This window comes from Vibrio sp. 2-Bac 85 (assembly GCF_037546705.1).
GTDB lineage: Bacteria > Pseudomonadota > Gammaproteobacteria > Enterobacterales > Psychromonadaceae > Psychromonas.
In genome coordinates, this window is the sequence record NZ_JALAAB010000006.1 from 1 (window position 1) to 16,435 (window position 16,435).

15 protein-coding genes and 1 pseudogene are annotated in these 16,435 nt (G+C 35.6%); 6 read left to right on the forward strand and 10 right to left on the reverse strand.

Going from position 1 to position 16,435, the window contains the following annotated elements; all coding sequences use genetic code 11:
* Nucleotides 1-12: 12 nt before the first annotated feature.
* The 7 genes and pseudogenes from MT390_RS08145 to MT390_RS08175 all read right to left on the reverse strand — a co-directional run bounded on the left by MT390_RS08145 (nucleotide 13) and on the right by MT390_RS08175 (nucleotide 5,884).
* Nucleotides 13-1,035, reverse strand: coding sequence for a hypothetical protein (locus MT390_RS08145; RefSeq protein ID WP_499440571.1), 1,023 nt, complete (start codon nucleotides 1,033-1,035; stop codon nucleotides 13-15).
* Between the two features lie 103 nt (nucleotides 1,036-1,138).
* On the reverse strand, nucleotides 1,139-2,161 hold the full coding sequence (locus MT390_RS08150; protein WP_499440573.1) for a WavE lipopolysaccharide synthesis family protein: 1,023 nt from the start codon (nucleotides 2,159-2,161) through the stop codon (nucleotides 1,139-1,141).
* Nucleotides 2,162-2,214: 53 nt separating this feature from the next.
* On the reverse strand, nucleotides 2,215-2,997 hold the full coding sequence (locus MT390_RS08155) for a glycosyltransferase family 2 protein (RefSeq protein WP_499440575.1): 783 nt from the start codon (nucleotides 2,995-2,997) through the stop codon (nucleotides 2,215-2,217).
* A gap of 15 nt (nucleotides 2,998-3,012) precedes the next feature.
* Nucleotides 3,013-4,092 (reverse strand): glycosyltransferase family 4 protein, encoded by a 1,080-nt coding sequence (locus MT390_RS08160; protein ID WP_499440577.1) that lies wholly within the window; start codon nucleotides 4,090-4,092, stop codon nucleotides 3,013-3,015.
* Between the two features lie 244 nt (nucleotides 4,093-4,336).
* On the reverse strand, nucleotides 4,337-4,651 hold the full coding sequence (locus MT390_RS08165) for a glycosyltransferase (protein WP_499440763.1): 315 nt from the start codon (nucleotides 4,649-4,651) through the stop codon (nucleotides 4,337-4,339).
* 22 nt (nucleotides 4,652-4,673) lie between these two features.
* Nucleotides 4,674-4,808 (reverse strand): annotated as a pseudogene (locus MT390_RS08170) (glycosyltransferase); the annotation flags it as partial.
* Between the two features lie 23 nt (nucleotides 4,809-4,831).
* Nucleotides 4,832-5,884 (reverse strand): CDP-glycerol glycerophosphotransferase family protein, encoded by a 1,053-nt coding sequence (locus MT390_RS08175; RefSeq protein WP_499440578.1) that lies wholly within the window; start codon nucleotides 5,882-5,884, stop codon nucleotides 4,832-4,834.
* A 104-nt stretch (nucleotides 5,885-5,988) separates the two neighbouring features.
* Between MT390_RS08175 and waaA the strand changes: the two genes are divergently transcribed.
* Nucleotides 5,989-7,269 (forward strand): lipid IV(A) 3-deoxy-D-manno-octulosonic acid transferase, encoded by a 1,281-nt coding sequence (gene waaA / locus MT390_RS08180; RefSeq protein WP_499440579.1) that lies wholly within the window; start codon nucleotides 5,989-5,991, stop codon nucleotides 7,267-7,269.
* Nucleotides 7,270-7,315: 46 nt separating this feature from the next.
* Here waaA and MT390_RS08185 read toward each other — a convergent pair whose 3' ends face one another.
* Nucleotides 7,316-8,023, reverse strand: a complete 708-nt coding sequence (locus MT390_RS08185; RefSeq protein WP_499440581.1) for a 3-deoxy-D-manno-octulosonic acid kinase — start codon at nucleotides 8,021-8,023, stop codon at nucleotides 7,316-7,318.
* A gap of 37 nt (nucleotides 8,024-8,060) precedes the next feature.
* On the opposite strand from MT390_RS08185, the gene MT390_RS08190 reads away from it, so the two are divergent.
* Nucleotides 8,061-9,110 carry a glycosyltransferase family 9 protein gene (locus MT390_RS08190; protein WP_166372294.1) on the forward strand — a complete coding sequence of 350 codons (1,050 nt, stop codon included), beginning with the start codon at nucleotides 8,061-8,063 and terminating at the stop codon, nucleotides 9,108-9,110.
* A 158-nt stretch (nucleotides 9,111-9,268) separates the two neighbouring features.
* Here MT390_RS08190 and MT390_RS08195 read toward each other — a convergent pair whose 3' ends face one another.
* Nucleotides 9,269-10,273: an NAD-dependent epimerase gene (locus tag MT390_RS08195; RefSeq protein ID WP_499440582.1), complete on the reverse strand. Its 1,005-nt coding sequence runs from the start codon at nucleotides 10,271-10,273 to the stop codon at nucleotides 9,269-9,271.
* 253 nt (nucleotides 10,274-10,526) lie between these two features.
* Nucleotides 10,527-12,179, reverse strand: a complete 1,653-nt coding sequence (gene pgi, locus MT390_RS08200; RefSeq protein ID WP_499440584.1) for a glucose-6-phosphate isomerase — start codon at nucleotides 12,177-12,179, stop codon at nucleotides 10,527-10,529.
* 504 nt (nucleotides 12,180-12,683) lie between these two features.
* Here pgi and ubiE point away from each other — a divergent pair.
* The 4 genes from ubiE (at nucleotide 12,684) to tatA (ending at nucleotide 16,110) form a co-directional block, all read left to right on the forward strand.
* Complete coding sequence (gene ubiE, locus MT390_RS08205; RefSeq protein ID WP_166372291.1) at nucleotides 12,684-13,439, forward strand: bifunctional demethylmenaquinone methyltransferase/2-methoxy-6-polyprenyl-1,4-benzoquinol methylase UbiE; 756 nt, start codon at nucleotides 12,684-12,686, stop codon at nucleotides 13,437-13,439.
* Nucleotides 13,440-13,494: 55 nt separating this feature from the next.
* Complete coding sequence (locus MT390_RS08210) at nucleotides 13,495-14,100, forward strand: ubiquinone biosynthesis accessory factor UbiJ (RefSeq protein WP_499440585.1); 606 nt, start codon at nucleotides 13,495-13,497, stop codon at nucleotides 14,098-14,100.
* Nucleotides 14,101-14,143: 43 nt separating this feature from the next.
* Nucleotides 14,144-15,781: a ubiquinone biosynthesis regulatory protein kinase UbiB gene (gene ubiB / locus MT390_RS08215; protein ID WP_299667381.1), complete on the forward strand. Its 1,638-nt coding sequence runs from the start codon at nucleotides 14,144-14,146 to the stop codon at nucleotides 15,779-15,781.
* Nucleotides 15,782-15,885: 104 nt separating this feature from the next.
* Nucleotides 15,886-16,110, forward strand: a complete 225-nt coding sequence (gene tatA / locus MT390_RS08220) for a twin-arginine translocase TatA/TatE family subunit (protein ID WP_166372289.1) — start codon at nucleotides 15,886-15,888, stop codon at nucleotides 16,108-16,110.
* The last annotated feature ends 325 nt before the right edge of the window (nucleotides 16,111-16,435 follow it).

A 16,435-nucleotide genomic window follows, 5' to 3' on the forward strand; every position in this document is an offset into this window, starting at 1 on the left:
CCTGATTAAATATCAACATTTACCTATTTTATGTTTATATCCTAGCATTTTTTTCTTTAATGATTTATTACCATTGTTTAGCGAATACATAGATTTAAAGAAACGATAAGCCTTTCTATCAAACCAGTTTTTCACAAATGCACCGCAGTAGAGACAAAGATTATTAAAGTTTAGTTTACGCGTATATGCAGGGGGCGAAACAATCTCATAGGGGCCTGTTTTAATTAGACTTAAATGTGAGAAATCACAAGTAAACTTTATTTTTTTTATATTTCGCCCTTGAAAAGAAATAAAAGGATATTGTAAAGGGATCATGTGTTTTCTTTTTCTAATCCAATTAGAAATTATAACACTTAATATAGCTTGTTCTGATGTAGAGTGGCTAAATTGCTCGTCTAATTCTCCATATTGCTCCCCGTTAATCCACTCTTCATTTTCACACGCAGTAAGCCACTCTTGTAAAAGCGCTATTGAAATATCGGATTTCCTCACAATAATAAAGTTTGCATGCAACGTAGGAAATTCAAAAGAAAACTCGTGCCCCTCGCCAAGCTCCCTTAAAACATTTGTTTTTGTTATTTCTCTATTTTTTACTGGGTGATCATGGTTTGCAATAAAAAAATCAAATGAGCAAATTTCTAAGCACGTGTTAGCGATCTCTCTAATTTGTTCGTAATCGGCTAACTGCTCATACTTTTTGATATTAGCATCACGGTAAATAAGAACATCCCCATCATTCATTTTTTCTAGTTCAAGGAGCATAATTAAAGGATTCCAGGCACTAAAACCAATTTTAGACATTCCTGCATTTAAAGTAACTAAACCAGTACTATCATACTCTTTTACATATTTTTCATATCCTAATTCTTTTAATCTTCTGGGGTTATAAGCTGAAATTTCATCTACATGCCCCTGTGCATATTTAAGTACCAGATCTTTATTTTCTTTTAGATCTAAGGCATTATCAAACGGTGCCCCCTCTGAATAGAAAAAAACTAAATTGGTTTTTTTTGTATCGTCTTTAATATTAATCACTGATGTAATTACCTTTTTCACTCACTATTTAATTGTTTATCGGCATGTTTTTATGCCAATTATTATTTACTCTTTATTGGTACATTAATTAAATTAATAGTAGTCACATTTCCTTAGAGTCAAAATACCACTGGGTATGCTTTTTAAGAATTCGAAGCTTGGCTTCAATAAAAAGAGGAAAAATATACCTTAACCGATACAGATTTAATTCCACTTTATCTTTTAAAGAACATTCTACTTTAAACTTAGGATCACAATATTTTTTATATAGCGCTTGCCATTCATAAAAATAGATATGCGAACACTTGCCTTTGGGTTTAGAAACTCTCGACTTTTGAAGAAATCGAGTACATAGACCTAAACCAATCTCTTCAGGAGAAGCTATAACGACATTATTAGCATAACAAATATTAGACTGTATCAGTTTATCTTTTGAGTTATCTAAAAGGTGTTTGAGTTTTATATTCGCATCAAACTTATTAAGCGCCATTAACCAGAACAGTTGCGCACAGTCAATCGCATAATTTGGATGCGAATCATGGTAGGGTTTATTATCACTTGGTATATAATCCTTAACTAAAGGTAGATCCCAAAGTGTTAATAAATCTTGTCTGAGCCCAAAGTAAAAAAAGTCATTTAAATGAAAAGCAACCCTATGACCTTTTGAGTATTGGCGAGCAAATACATTCGACATGACTACCCTTTCTTGTAAAAAACGGTAAGTTTCACAGCGCTTCTGGAAGGTTTTTTGCAATTCAACAAAGTTATTAGACGTTAAATAATTATCACTTCTCAACTTCATTGCATATTTAGTTTCTACTTTTTTTAAACCTTCATAACTAGAGACAATTTGTCGATTATTATTGTAATATTTAGGTGTCCCATCTAGTTTATATTGGCGAATATTTGAACCAGGATCATCACATAAAACTAATTGATCATAATCCAGCCCATCTAATATTTGATCTCGCCATGTAGACAATATTATTTTCGCACCAGGAAGGTGCTGCCTGATGGATTTTAAGCATTTATAGGTGATGCCTTCTTCTTGATTTCTATCACTTAAAGCTTGTACCGGACCTTGAACCACCACGGTAATGTCATTAAAGGTATTACCCTTACTCATATTTAACCCTACTGCACTGATAAATCTAAATTTATGAATGTTTTTTATATTTACTACTTATTCTTTAGTTTAATTTTTTCTTCTTGTTCTAAATACCAAAGCCCTGCATATTTATTAAATGAAGATTGTGTAAACATCACCGCAATCATCAACCCTCTACTACCATCCAAAAATCCTAAACGAATAACATAGATAAGAAAGAAGGTCCAAATAGCTCTTAATACGGCAAAATGAATGCCTAAACTTGGCTTTTTCTTTTTGAAATATTTTAACGTTGTCTGCCATGAGTAGAGTCTATTTTTTTCTAGGAGGTGTTCGAAGCTTCTTAATGAATTATGCATTAAATACCCCTCCTTTAGCGTTGATACTTTACCTTGTGTCAATACATTAGCATGTACAAAAACTTTGGTTATTTCAGCCCCTTCTCTTTTAAATAACCTTTTGGGAGCACGAGAAGATCGGCCAAACTTCATTAATTTATTTAGGATTAAATTTCCCCAAGGTAATTTAAATGCAACTTCTTGTAAAGTTGGATCAGATAGTTGCTTGGTTATCTCCACTTTCATTGCATCATCTAGATATTCATCAGCATCTATAATTAAAACCCAATCACACGTGCATTTCTCGAATGCTCTTGCCTTTTGAAAACCATCCCCAGGCCAATCCTCAGTGATCCATATTTTATCTGTATATTGTTTTGCTATTTCGACCGTTTTGTCTGTACTACCGGAATCAAATAAAATAATTTCATCTGCAAAACCTTTTAAAGACTCAAAACACGGTATAATTCTATCTTCTTCATTTTTACTGATAATTAACGCGGATATAGTTCGCATAAAAGCACTCATTTTTTAATGGTTAATTAATTCATTGAAGTACGCTAAGTGTTGCTTTACCGTTTCTTTAGAATTAAATTTTTCTTTTAATCTTTGTTTAGCCGCAAGTCCCATTGACTTACATTTATCTTTATCATCGATTAACTTCTTCATTGCATCAGCAAAAGCATCAACATCATTGGTTGGAACAATATATCCTGTAACCCCATCGGAAACCAATTCAGGACTACCACCAGTCGTTGTTACAATCGATGTTGTTGCATTTGCCATTGCTTCAATGATCGTCCTCGGCAAGCCTTCTCCGCTTATTGAGGGCTGCACTTGAAAATCAGCCATTGCCATTAATGAAGGGACATCACTCCGGTGACCAATATAATGAATATTTTCGGATATAGGGCTTTGTTTCATTTCATCAAAATGAGGTTCATAACCGTGACCGGCCAAAATGAGATGAAAATTAATGTTTTTAATCGTAGATACAGCTTTTAATAATAGCGAAATGCCTTTACTCGGGCGCACATGTGTTGCACATACCGCAATAATATCATTATCGCTTAAACCAAACTCTTCTCTCAATGTAGGCTGAATAAGATACCAGTCTAATTCATGGCCTTTATAAATGGTAACAACATTATTCTTGTTTTTCCAAACACGTTTTACAACGTCTTGTTGAACTGCCTTTGATACACACACAACACCGTCAACTCTAGGATGTAGCTGAGTTAAATACGCACTTGGATCATGTCGGTATAAACCTCCAGTTGTACCTCGGTAAACAACAAATTTAACTTTATTACCTATGCAAGCAAACGCTGCATTAGGGATAGTTTTTGAGTTAAATGCATAGCAGATATCATATTTATGTTGTTTTAATTCAAGCTTAATCGCTCGAATAGTTTTTAAACAGATTTTCTTCGTCGGATAGCAGTCAATAACATTAATACCATGCTCCCTTAACTTAGTGACATACTCAGCTTTACCTTGCGTCAGAATAGTAATTGAGTGTCCTTGCTTAGCCATCTCGATAAATATTTCAGCCTCAGGACGAATACTATTCCAAGCATGTAGATATGAAGCACAAACTAATATTTTCATTTAAATTCCATCGCAACTACGTTATATAAAAAATTAAATTAAGAAACACACACTAAAAAATATTTGACCATTTATCGAATGCAAATCAATTCTAACAAAAATAAGGCTCTGTTAATTATATTTATCTCTTCTAAATTATTACTTAGACTCATGACAGAAGAAAATTTTCATTAAATACATTCAGTATAATAATATCTAACAACTTAATATTAATCCTTTCCATATTATGAATGCGATATTTAACTTAATGCCATCTGTTTATCCACAATAGAATAAATGACAGCCACTCAACGCTTTCTATTGTTGGATTGATAGGATTGTCGATATATTTTACAATATTTTTAGCTAAAAGTTGAGCATCTCCTTTCGGGGATATTCCTTTAGATAAATCGCCAAGCAATATTTCACTAGCAGGTCCACAATCAGTACTTACAACCCGTGTTCCACATGCTAAAGCTTCTGTAATAACATTAACAAAACCCTCTTTATCAGAACTAAGTACGAATAAGTCTGCATTTTTATACCATGGGTATGGATTACTAACAAAACCGAGGAAAATAACTCACTCCTGTAAGTTCAATTCAGTAACCAATTTCATTAATACGTCTTTTTTGATTTCCCTCGCCCAAAATGACTAATTTATAATATTGAATTTTAGATAAATGAAAAGCCTTTATTAATAAATCAAATCGTTTTTGATTACTCAACCGCCCAACACCAAGTGTGTAGTTTTAAAATTTTATGATATTTTCCAATACTTTAATTTTTTTCGTAACTTGAGCTGACGTATCAAGTTTAGTGGTTTTTTCTTTAATACAAGCAATTCATTTTTGTATAACTCCTCACATGCTTTAATGACTCGCAAGCTAGACATACCATCATTATAAGGATGAGTTTCTTGACAATATTTATTAATATTTTCAGCCCGATGAGAGGATATATTAAGTGCACTTTCAATTGACATTTTAATATCTTCAATCGCATTTATATGGATAAAACTGTCGTTTGTTGTTTTGTTTTTGTAGGCAATTACCGGCTTTTTTTGTAATAAGAACATAGTCATAATCGACGAAGTATCACATATCATCACATCAGCAGCTTGCAATAGAGGAATAACATCATCTGTTTCAACAAATTGCAAATTTTCGTTCTGTATTGCTTTGTATTTTTCTACAATATCAGCTGGCATTTTAGGATGGAACTGTACTAACCAACGATATTCAGGTGACTGGCTTAATTGTTTAATAGTAGGAAATAACTCATCAGCATAAGAAGTTTCTGCCGAAAAAGTAGAACAAAGTAAAATTGTTGGGCGGTTATCCCCTTGAATGCGATAAGGATTTACTTCAACAGCTGTAAATAAAGGATCGAGCATTGCCCAGCCGGTTTCTTTAACGGTAAAGGTTTGGTATTGCTCTGATAATTTTAAAAATCGTTGTGTCGTATTTGGCCCTTGGGTACAGTACATATCAAAACACTGACGAATTTTAAAATGAGCATCGTTACCTCGTTTGCCAGAGTTAAAGCCATGAAATAAACCCACCTTGATCCCTTTAATGAAACTAGGCACAACATTACCAGGGACTAAAACAAAATCAGCTCCCCACTGATTCACTTTTTCAACCGTATTCAATTGAATTTCATCGCTTAATAAATACTTATCAGAAACTTCCTTGCCTTCTAAAAACCATTTAACACTCCCCCCTCTAGCGAGGATTACAGACTGTATAGGACGTAGCATTGCGTAGGAATAATTTTGAGAAATGTACATTAGATATTTTTGAGGAAGCATACTCAGCATATTCCGTATTAATAAAACAAATCGTTAAGTATCAATGATTATATCGTGGAATTTATATATGATATATATTTTTACTTGAACAGTTAGGGGTAACAATGATTCTTCGATGGTTTTATAGTATTGTGCTTATGATCGTTTCCCCATTTTTCCTTTATTCACTCTATAAATCAAAGCCTAACACGCCTAAGTTTGGTGTACGTTGGAAGGAGCACTTCGGGTTTACACCTAAGTTACAGGATGCGATAAATGCGCCGATCTGGATCCATGCGGTTTCTGTTGGAGAGGTATTAGCCGTTACACCTTTAATCAAAACATTCAAAAAACAAAATCCTACCGTATCAATTATCATTACTACCACCACCAGCACAGGTGCGGCAGAAGCAGAAAAACTTGGAGATTTAGTTGAACACCGTTATATGCCTGTCGACTTTTCATTTGCAGTTAATGGATTTATTAGCGCTATTCAACCGCAAGCGCTGTTTATTATGGAAACAGAACTGTGGCCTAATACCTTACACTGCTGCCAAGTACATAACATTCCCGTCACTATTATTAATGCTCGTCTTTCTGCACGATCTGAAGCTCGCTATAAAAAATTCCCCTTTGTTTTCAGTTTATTGCTTAAAAATATTAATTATATTTTAGCGCAGACAAAACAAGATGCACAGCGTTTTATGAACTTGGGATTAAAAACAGAACAAGTCAGTGTTACAGGTTCAATTAAGTTTGATATTAAAGTGAATGACGAACAGCTAACACAAGCTTCATTATTGCGTCATTCGCTAGGACAAGACAGACCTATATGGATTGCTGCCAGCACGCATAAAGGTGAGGACGAACAACTTATAAAAGCTCACCAACAGCTATTGTCGAAGAAACCTAACACATTATTAATCCTAGTCCCTCGTCATCCGGAGCGCTTTTTATCGGTGCAAATATTGGCAGAGCAAACTGGTTTATCAGTGACCACTCGCAGTAGTCAACAAGTAATTACTGATGAAACTCAAGTCTACTTAGGTGACTCGATGGGTGAAATGATGGTTTTATTAGGAGCCGCTGATATTTGTTTTATCGCCGGCAGTTTAGTTGGGGATAAAGTGGGGGGACATAATTTATTAGAACCTGCTGCGCTTAAAAAGCCAATTTTAAATGGTCCAAGTTATTTTAACTTTAAACAAATAACCGAGCAATTAGTCGAGCTTGGTGCTTGTACGATCTGCAAAGATAGTAGTGAAATAACTGATTCTTTGATGCAATTATTTGATAATAAAAAAATGTGTACTGAGCAAGGTGAAATAGCCTTTAGTTTTGTACAAAAAAATCAAGGCGCATTGCAGAAAACTATCGATGCGATGCAAACTAAAGGCGCGATGTAAACTAAAAGCGCAATGAAAACTAAAGACGCGATGCAAAAAAAATAAACTAGGCTTGTTGATAAGCGTGGAATAAGCACTGCCAATCATTCTGAGTCCATTTTATCTGGCGTTTATTAAGCTCTTTATTAAAAGATCTTAATAAGCGTTGAAGGTTTGCTTCTTTCCAAGCTTCCCCCTGCTGCTGGTAACATTTATCAAAATCAATGATCCAAGCTTTTCCATCATTATCTAAAAGAATATTATGAATGTTTAAGTCCGTATGATTTACCTGAGCTTGATGCATTTTTTTTATTTGTATCGCAATCGCGCTATATTCCGTTTCAGTTAATGGGCGTTGCTGTAGCACCGCCACTAAATCCTGTGCATTTGGTATTTTTTCTGACAGCAGATCCGCCTGATAACAAAAATTTCTTTTAATCACGCGCGCCGCAATGGGTTTAGGCACATTCACATCATGTTGCTTTAACGTTTGTAACAAATGAAATTCAGCCACTGAGCGTGTTTTTTGCCAGCCATTAAATAAATAATGGTCCGATATTATCTTGCCAAATAGCCCACCTCGTCGATAATGACGCAGCGCGGCTTGCATTTTTGCCAGTTGCACAAACCATGTTGTACCTCGCCCCGTCGCAGAGCCGACTACTTTATCTTGTTCAAGCCAAAATTGAGCATCAAAACAACGTTCAATATCATCGCTAATTAAGCTATCATCGAATATTATATAGTGTTTATTTTGCTCAAGCGTTTTCAACATGACTCTAATCCATTTATTTCAAAGATAAGATATTAACATGCCTCTATTTACAACTGCACCAAAATCTATCTGTCTACTGCGCCTCTCAGCTATTGGTGATGTATGCCATGCAGTCGCGATGGTGCAAGCAATTCAAAAACAATGGCCGACCACTAAGATAACGTGGATCATGGGTAAAATTGAAGCGCAATTGTTGCATGACTTACCCGATGTAGAGGTGATCGTTTTCGATAAAAAAACTGGCTTCTCGGGAATGAAGGCAATTTGGAAGCAACTGTCTGGCAGAAAATTTGATGCCTTATTGCATATGCAATTAGCACTGCGAGCGAGTGCACTAACACTGGGTATTAAAGCTAAATACAAAGTAGGATTTAACCGTAAACGCGCTAAAGAAGGGCAATGGTTATTTACCAATAAAAAGATCCCCGATACGGCCTCACAACATGTATTAGATAGCTTTTTTGAGTTTGCTTACTTTCTAGGTATTGATAAAACAACACCGACTTGGAATATTCCACTTAGTGATGCAGATATTGAATTTGCAAATCAAGTTAGTCATTTAAACCGACCTTTGTTTGTGATCAGCCCTGCTGCCAGTAAAGACGAACGCAACTGGTTAATTCCTCGCTATGCTATGGTCGCGGACTATGCAGCTAAAACAGGTTTTGCAGTGGTGTTATGCGGTTCACCGACCCCAAGAGAACAAAAACTCGGTGAAGCTATAGAGAGAAAAATGCACCAGCCGGTCATTAATCTAATTGGTAAAACATCGTTAAAACAATTAACCGCCGTATTAAAAGAAGCTTCACTGGTATTAGCCCCAGACTCTGGTCCTGCCCATATAGCAACAACACAAGGAACACGAGTGATAGGTTTATATGGTCATAGTAATCCTAAACGAACAGGCCCTTACCTAAGTAAAGATAGTGTTGTTAGCGTTTATGAAAAACATGTACAAGAACAACATAAAAAACCTTTGCAAGACCTACCTTGGAGTGCGCGCGCTAAGGGTGATCATATTATGCAGGATATAAGTACAGGCCAAGTGATAGAGCAGTTTAATAAATCAACCGACTCGCTAATTTAACGCAGTCAAACTACTCTTCTACACCTATATCAATTTAGCACTATATCAATTTAGCACTGATGTCAATTTAGCACTTATGCTTAAGCAATGAAAAAGGGCTAATACAATTAGCCCTAACATTTCACCATTTTAGCCAAGCTTATGGGAGGATTGTAAAGTTACTTTTGGTAAAATTCTTTATACCATTTAACAAATTCAGCAACACCTTCTTTAACAGTAACCGCTGGCGTGTAACCGATAGCCTTAAATAAGTCACTAGTATCTGCATAGGTTTGATAGACATCACCGGCTTGCATTTCTCGAAAATTTTTCTTCGCTTCAATGCCTAATTCACTTTCAATCGCTTGAACAAAGTCCATCAAACTAATCGGAGAACCGTGGCCAATATTGTAAACCGCATAAGGTGCAGAGCTCGTTGCAGGGCTTCCGGCCTCAACGGTCCAATCTGGGTTTTTAACAGGTTCAACGTCTGCAATACGAATAACACCTTCTACAATGTCATCAATATAGGTAAAATCACGCCACATATCGCCATTGTTATTGATATCGATTGTTTCACCTTCTAGAATTTTTTTAGTGAAGATGAACGGTGCCATATCAGGACGCCCCCAAGGACCATAAACAGTAAAGAAACGTAAGCCTGTCGTAGGAATATCGTAAAGATGAGAGTATGTATGCGCCATTAACTCATTAGATTTTTTAGTGGCTGCATAAAGAGAAATGGGATGGTCAACCGAATCGTTAGTGGAGAAAGGAACTTTAGCATTGAGACCATAAACAGAACTTGAAGAAGCATAAATTAAATGCCCAACTTTATTCTGACGACATCCTTCAAGAATATTTACATGGCCTATTAGATTACTATCAGCGTAAGCAAGTGGATTTTCAATAGAATAGCGAACGCCTGCTTGCGCACCTAGATGTATGACTCGGTCAAATTGCTGCTGTGCAAATAAAGCTTTAATTCCGTCACGGTCAGCGAGGTCTAATTTAATAAACTCAAACTGTTCATGCTCAATACGTTGCAATCTCGCTTCTTTTAATGCGATATCGTAATAATCATTAATATTATCAATACCAATGACTTGATGCCCCGCTGCTGTTAAACGTTCCACTACTACACTACCAATGAAGCCAGCGGCACCCGTTACAAGATATTTCATATTAACTCCTAAATGTAGGTCATTTTATTTTTCTTTTGCTATTTATTTTTTAGAATGACTAATTCAACTAGCTCAGACATTGCAGCTATAATTGCAGCTATAGTAGTGATTTATCAATGCGGAGTAAAATGCTTCTCATACAAAAACAAAAAAGCGCCTGAATGTAACCAATAACTTCGATTACATTAAGACGCCTATAGCAGCTCAAAATTGACAATAAAAATTAGCTATTCACGTTTATTTCCAAGCTTTTTTATTTCCAAGCTTTCCAGGCATTAATTAAACCGTTGGTTGAACAGTCGTGGCTATTCACACTATCGTCATTACTCAACTCAGGTAAAATTTGCCCTGCTAGTTGCTTACCTAACTCAACACCCCATTGATCAAATGTGAAGATATTCCAGATAACCCCTTGAGTGAAAATCTTTTGCTCATACATTGCAATTAATTGACCAAGTGTACTTGGTGTGATTTTTTTCACTAGAATTGAGTTAGTTGGTTTATTACCTTCAAACACTTTATAAGGGACTAAATCAGCCACTTCTTCAGCAGATTTACCCGCAGCAGTAAACTCAGACTCCACTTGCATTTTGCTTTTACCAAAAGCTAATGCTTCAGTTTGAGCAAAGAAGTTAGATAATAATTTAGCATGGTGATCACCAGCCGGATTATGGCTCACAGCAGGAGCAATAAAGTCACAAGGAATTAATTTGGTTCCTTGGTGAATCAATTGATAGAAAGCATGTTGACCATTAGTACCAGGTTCACCCCAAATAATTGGACCTGTTTGGTAATCAACCGGGTCACCATTACGATCTGTACATTTACCGTTAGACTCCATATTTCCCTGTTGGAAGTAAGCAGGGAAACGATGCATATATTGGTCATAAGGAAGAATAGCTTCTGACTCAGCGCCATAGAAGTTGTTATACCAAATCCCAATTACCGCTAATAACACAGGAATATTATTTTCAAATTCTGTAGTGGCAAAATGCTTATCCATATCGTGAGCACCAGCCAGTAACTCTTCGTAATTTTCAAAGCCAATGGTTAATGCAATCGATAAACCAATCGCTGACCAAATTGAGTAACGACCGCCAACCCAATCCCAGAACTCAAACATATTTGCAGTATCAATACCAAACTCTGTTACGGCATCCGCATTCGTTGATAACGCAGCAAAGTGCTTAGCAACAAATGCTTCATCTTGCGCAAAGTTTAAGAACCAATCACGCGCACTATGTGCATTGGTCATAGTTTCCTGTGTAGTAAATGTTTTAGACGCGATTAAAAACAACGTCGTTTCTGGATCTACTTTTGTTAGCGTTTCAACAATATGCGTACCATCAACATTAGATACAAAATGAGTTTCAATACCTTCTACTTTATAAGGACGTAATGCTTCAGTAACCATAAATGGACCTAAATCAGAGCCACCGATTCCGATATTCACCACATCTGTAATACGTTTACCGGTATAACCCAACCACTCACCAGAATGCACTTTTTCACAGAATGTTTTCATCTGAGCTAACACTTGGTTGATTTTAGGCATCACATCTTCACCATCAACCATCACCGGCGTATTACTGCGGTTACGTAATGCCGTATGTAAAACCGCACGCCCTTCTGTAATATTTATTTTTTCACCAGAAAACTGCGCTTTGATAGCCGACGCTAAATCTACTTCTTTAGCGAGATCAATCAAACTCGCTAGTATTTCTTCAGTTATTAAATTTTTAGAGAAATCGAGTAAAAAATCTTCATTAAATTGACGAGAGAATGTTTCAAAACGTTCAGGGTTTTCAGCAAATAATTGAGATATTTGCATATCAGCATGATCATCAAATAAGTTTTGTAAGGTTGACCAAGCAGCGGTTTGTGTAGGTTGGATATTTTTCAACATATGGAGTTCCCAAGTTTATGATATTAAATTGTATCTACTCATGTGTGCTCGCCAGTCAATCAAAGCGACACAGAGTCATGTAATATTTATAACTAGCATGTAAAAGCAGTAAAGATGGCATACAGCCATGGTAATTAGTTATTCTTTTAATTTGATAATATCGGCAAATTCACAGTATTTCTGTGATAAAGCGTAACATTAAAAACAAAAGAAAATAAGCTACTTAAATCAATAAAAGAGCAAACAATAAAGATCCAATTACAAAGGAAAATTGTTATCATAGTGTCATATTTATACTTGAATGACAGAAGATGTAGATTTAGCTTTTTATAAAACGGCAATATGAAAGTACAGGCATTATAATTTTGAAAGCATTGATTTTAAATACAGAAATCAAACTGCTTTAATTAAAACTGTATTAATGTGTGCCTTGCTGAACTTAATATCTTCAGGTAGTTTGAGCATAATACCCAATAATTTTATCCTTAAGGTAAAGAGATAACCATGCAAGAAAAGCCAGACAATACGACTCATTTTGGTTTTAAAACCGTTGAAGAAGATAAAAAAGTGGAACTAGTTGCAGACGTTTTCCACTCTGTTGCTGCTAAATATGACATTATGAACGATGTCTTATCAATGGGTATCCATCGAATTTGGAAGCGTTTTACTATTGATTGTTCAGGTGTACGCCAAGGTCAAAAAGTATTAGACCTTGCAGGTGGAACTGGCGATTTAACAGCAAAATTTTCTCGTATTGTAGGCCCTAAAGGTAATGTAGTTTTAGCTGACATTAATGATTCTATGTTAAAAGTTGGCCGTACAAAGTTACGCGACATGGGTATTGAAGGCAATGTGAGTTATGTGCAAGCGAATGCAGAAGAACTGCCCTTCCCTGATAATCACTTTGATTTAATTACCATTGCTTTTGGATTACGTAATGTAACGGATAAAGATAAAGCACTGGCGTCTATCTACCGAGTTTTAAAACCAGGTGGGCGTTTATTAGTGTTAGAGTTTTCAAAGCCTATTTACACGCCGGTTAAAAAATTCTATGACTTCTATTCTTTTAATATACTGCCAAAATTAGGTAAATTAATTGCTAATGATAGCGAAAGTTACCAATATCTTGCGGAAAGTATTCGTATGCACCCAGGTCAAGAGGCGCTAAAAGAGATGATGGAAAATGTTGGGTTTGAAGGAACTGAATACTTTAATTTAAGCGCTGGTATTGTGGCTTTACACCGTGGTTATAAATATTAAGCGTGTTATTCAAAAAACCTAATAACAGATAAAATCCATTACAACGAGACTCAATATGCCATTAAACAACTTGCTTTGCGGTTTATTAGAAACAGGTGTAAATCAATTACATCAATTAGATAGCAGCGCTGTCATAAAACGGAAACAACTTAATGGCACTATTATTGGGGTTAGTTTAAAAGAGCTTAATTTCCCTTTGTATTTTGTTATCTCATCGCAACAGGTTGATATACTCAATAAGTTCTCCGGCGATCCTGATTGCTTTATTCGCGTCAGTGTTAGTGCGTTACCTAAATTACAAGATAATCATCAATTAACTCACTTGATTAAAACCGGACAATTAGAAGTTGAAGGTGATATTCAATTAGTGCAACAGTTTGCACAACTATTAACGGATATGGAAATAGATTGGGAAGAGCACTTATCGCATAAGGTCGGTGATGTGATTGCTCATAAGTTTTGTTACCACGCGAAAAAAATCCAGCAAATTGTTCACCAGCAGTTAATGAATGTAGAAAAACAAACGGCGCTCTATATTACCGAAGAGGTTAAACTTGCGCCTAGTGGCTTAGAAGTTGCCTATTTTTGTGAACAAGTAAAAACGCTAGATAAGCAAACAGATAAACTGTTGGTGAAGTTAAACCAGTACACAAATAAATAAAGTAAATTAACCATATGCTAACAAGTTAGCTGGAAGATAGATGATTAAAATAAAAGAATTATCGCGTTTGTACCAAATCAATAAGACTTTTATTGAGTACGGTTTAATTGAATTAGTTCCCAAAGCGCAAATCCCTAAAAGTTACTGGTTATTACGTCTGTGTTTATTTTGGTTACGAAACCAACATCAAGATATGGATTTACCTGAACGCCTGCGTTTGAGTTTGCAATCACTCGGACCTATCTACATAAAATTAGGACAAATGCTGTCAACCCGTCGTGATTTGTTAGCGCCAATTTATGCCGATCAACTGGCGCATTTACAAGACAATGTTCCAGCTTTTTGTGGTGATTTAGCAATCAAACAAATAGAAAAATCATTTCAATGTCCAATCGATGAGATTTTTGATGATTTTGATAAAGTCGCATTAGCATCAGCTTCCATTGCCCAAGTTCATACGGCTATTTTAAAAGAAGATGGCAGAGAAGTAGTTATTAAAGTGACACGCCCTGGCATTAAAAAAACTATTGCCGCTGATATTCAATTAATGAAATGGCTAGCAGCATTAGTTCAGCGTTTTGTTAAAGATGCAAGACGCCTGCGCCCTGTTGAAGTGATCAAAGAATACGAAAAAACTATTATTGATGAATTGGATTTAATGCGTGAAGGCGCCAATGCAATCCAATTAAGACGAAACTTTCTAAACTCTAAAGTATTATACGTACCTGAAATATATTCCGACTACTGTACAAAAGACGCATTAGTAATGGAACGAATCTATGGTATTCCCGTTTCAGATATTGATGCATTAAAAGCACAAAATACTGACCTTAAATTACTCGCAGAGCGCGGGGTTGAAGCTTTCTTTACCCAGGTATTTAGAGATAGTTTTTTTCATGCGGATATGCACCCAGGTAATGTATTTGTTTCCTACGAACATCCAGAAGACCCATTATGGATAGGCATAGATTGCGGCATTGTTGGGACATTAACCAATGAAGATAAACGCTATTTAGCAGAGAATTTTTTAGCCTTCTTTAATCGTGATTACAGACAAGTTGCACAACTGCATATTGATTCTGGTTGGGTACCGGCAGACACACCGGTAGAAGAGTTTGAATTTGCTATTCGCGCCGTCTGCGAACCTATTTTTGAGAAACCACTTTCAGAAATTTCATTTGCTCAAGTATTGATAAACCTTTTCAATACAGCTCGACGCTTTAACATGCAGGTCCAACCGCAATTAGTGTTATTGCAAAAAACCTTGCTTTATATCGAAGGATTAGGCCGTCAGTTATATCCACAACTAGATTTATGGGATACAGCAAAGCCCTTCTTAGAAAACTGGATGCGTGAACAGGTAAGTCCTAAAACACTGCTCAATAAAATTAAATTAAAAGCGCCGTTCTGGTTAGAAAAATTGCCTGACATTCCAGAGTTGGTTTATCACAATTTAGCGCAAAGCAAACAGATCCAACAACAACAGCAATTATTAATGCAACGCTTTAATGATCAGCAACAAAAAAATAACAAAAACCAAGTGGTAACATCACTGGCGATCACGTTGAGTATCATCACTGCACTTTTCTATTTACAATCAGAGGGTAGGTTTAACTTGTATTTTGCCTTACCCGCAGTAATATCATGGGTAATTGCGTGGCGTTTTAGCAACAAATCTTAATATTTTTAATAGCAGATAAAAAGCTATTGATTAATTTATATTATTTTTAACGATTTTTTAATCACTTTATTTTTAACAACATCATTACATATAGGAAATAGATTATGGGCGGTATCGGAATTTGGCAGTTAATTATTATTGCTGTGATTGTTATTGTTTTATTCGGCACAAAAAAATTACGCGGTATTGGCGGTGATCTTGGTGGTGCAATCAAAGGTTTTAAAAAAGCGATTAAAGACGAAGATACAACACCGACTGAGTTAGAAAAAAAACCAGACGCAAATTTAAAATCTGAGCAGAAAAAAACTGAAACAGAAAAAAGTGACTAAAAGATTAATCGGTTGATAGGTTGATAGGTTGATAAATTAATAGGTTAATAGGTTAATAGGTTAACTTTCAATATTTTTCTGCCGCTGTTTAATGGGCTTATTATCTAATAGTTGATGATGTATGTTAAATATCGTCGCTCATACTTTTTAGTGATAGAAAAAATGTTTGACGATAGATTAGATATTTAATGATAGATGATATGTTTGGCCACAAGTAATGTGTTCGGCTATTAATCCAAATGATTCATTAAACAATGGCTATTAAACAATGGTTCAGTCATGCAAGTAAGTCTGTAGAAGTTTATTACAGCCGCTAAATTGCTCA

Excerpts from the sequence above, each read along its gene's own strand:
- MT390_RS08150 (WP_499440573.1), bottom strand. The coding sequence starts at position 2,161 with ATGAGTAAGGGTAATACCTTTAATGACATTACCGTGGTGGTTCAAGGT.
- MT390_RS08155 (WP_499440575.1), bottom strand. The coding sequence starts at position 2,997 with ATGCGAACTATATCCGCGTTAATTATCAGTAAAAATGAAGAAGATAGA.
- MT390_RS08160 (WP_499440577.1), bottom strand. The coding sequence starts at position 4,092 with ATGAAAATATTAGTTTGTGCTTCATATCTACATGCTTGGAATAGTATT.
- MT390_RS08175 (WP_499440578.1), bottom strand. The coding sequence starts at position 5,884 with ATGCTTCCTCAAAAATATCTAATGTACATTTCTCAAAATTATTCCTAC.
- waaA (WP_499440579.1), top strand. The coding sequence starts at position 5,989 with ATGATTCTTCGATGGTTTTATAGTATTGTGCTTATGATCGTTTCCCCA.
- MT390_RS08185 (WP_499440581.1), bottom strand. The coding sequence starts at position 8,023 with ATGTTGAAAACGCTTGAGCAAAATAAACACTATATAATATTCGATGAT.
- MT390_RS08190 (WP_166372294.1), top strand. The coding sequence starts at position 8,061 with ATGCCTCTATTTACAACTGCACCAAAATCTATCTGTCTACTGCGCCTC.
- MT390_RS08195 (WP_499440582.1), bottom strand. The coding sequence starts at position 10,273 with ATGAAATATCTTGTAACGGGTGCCGCTGGCTTCATTGGTAGTGTAGTA.
- pgi (WP_499440584.1), bottom strand. The coding sequence starts at position 12,179 with ATGTTGAAAAATATCCAACCTACACAAACCGCTGCTTGGTCAACCTTA.
- ubiE (WP_166372291.1), top strand. The coding sequence starts at position 12,684 with ATGCAAGAAAAGCCAGACAATACGACTCATTTTGGTTTTAAAACCGTT.
- MT390_RS08210 (WP_499440585.1), top strand. The coding sequence starts at position 13,495 with ATGCCATTAAACAACTTGCTTTGCGGTTTATTAGAAACAGGTGTAAAT.
- tatA (WP_166372289.1), top strand. The coding sequence starts at position 15,886 with ATGGGCGGTATCGGAATTTGGCAGTTAATTATTATTGCTGTGATTGTT.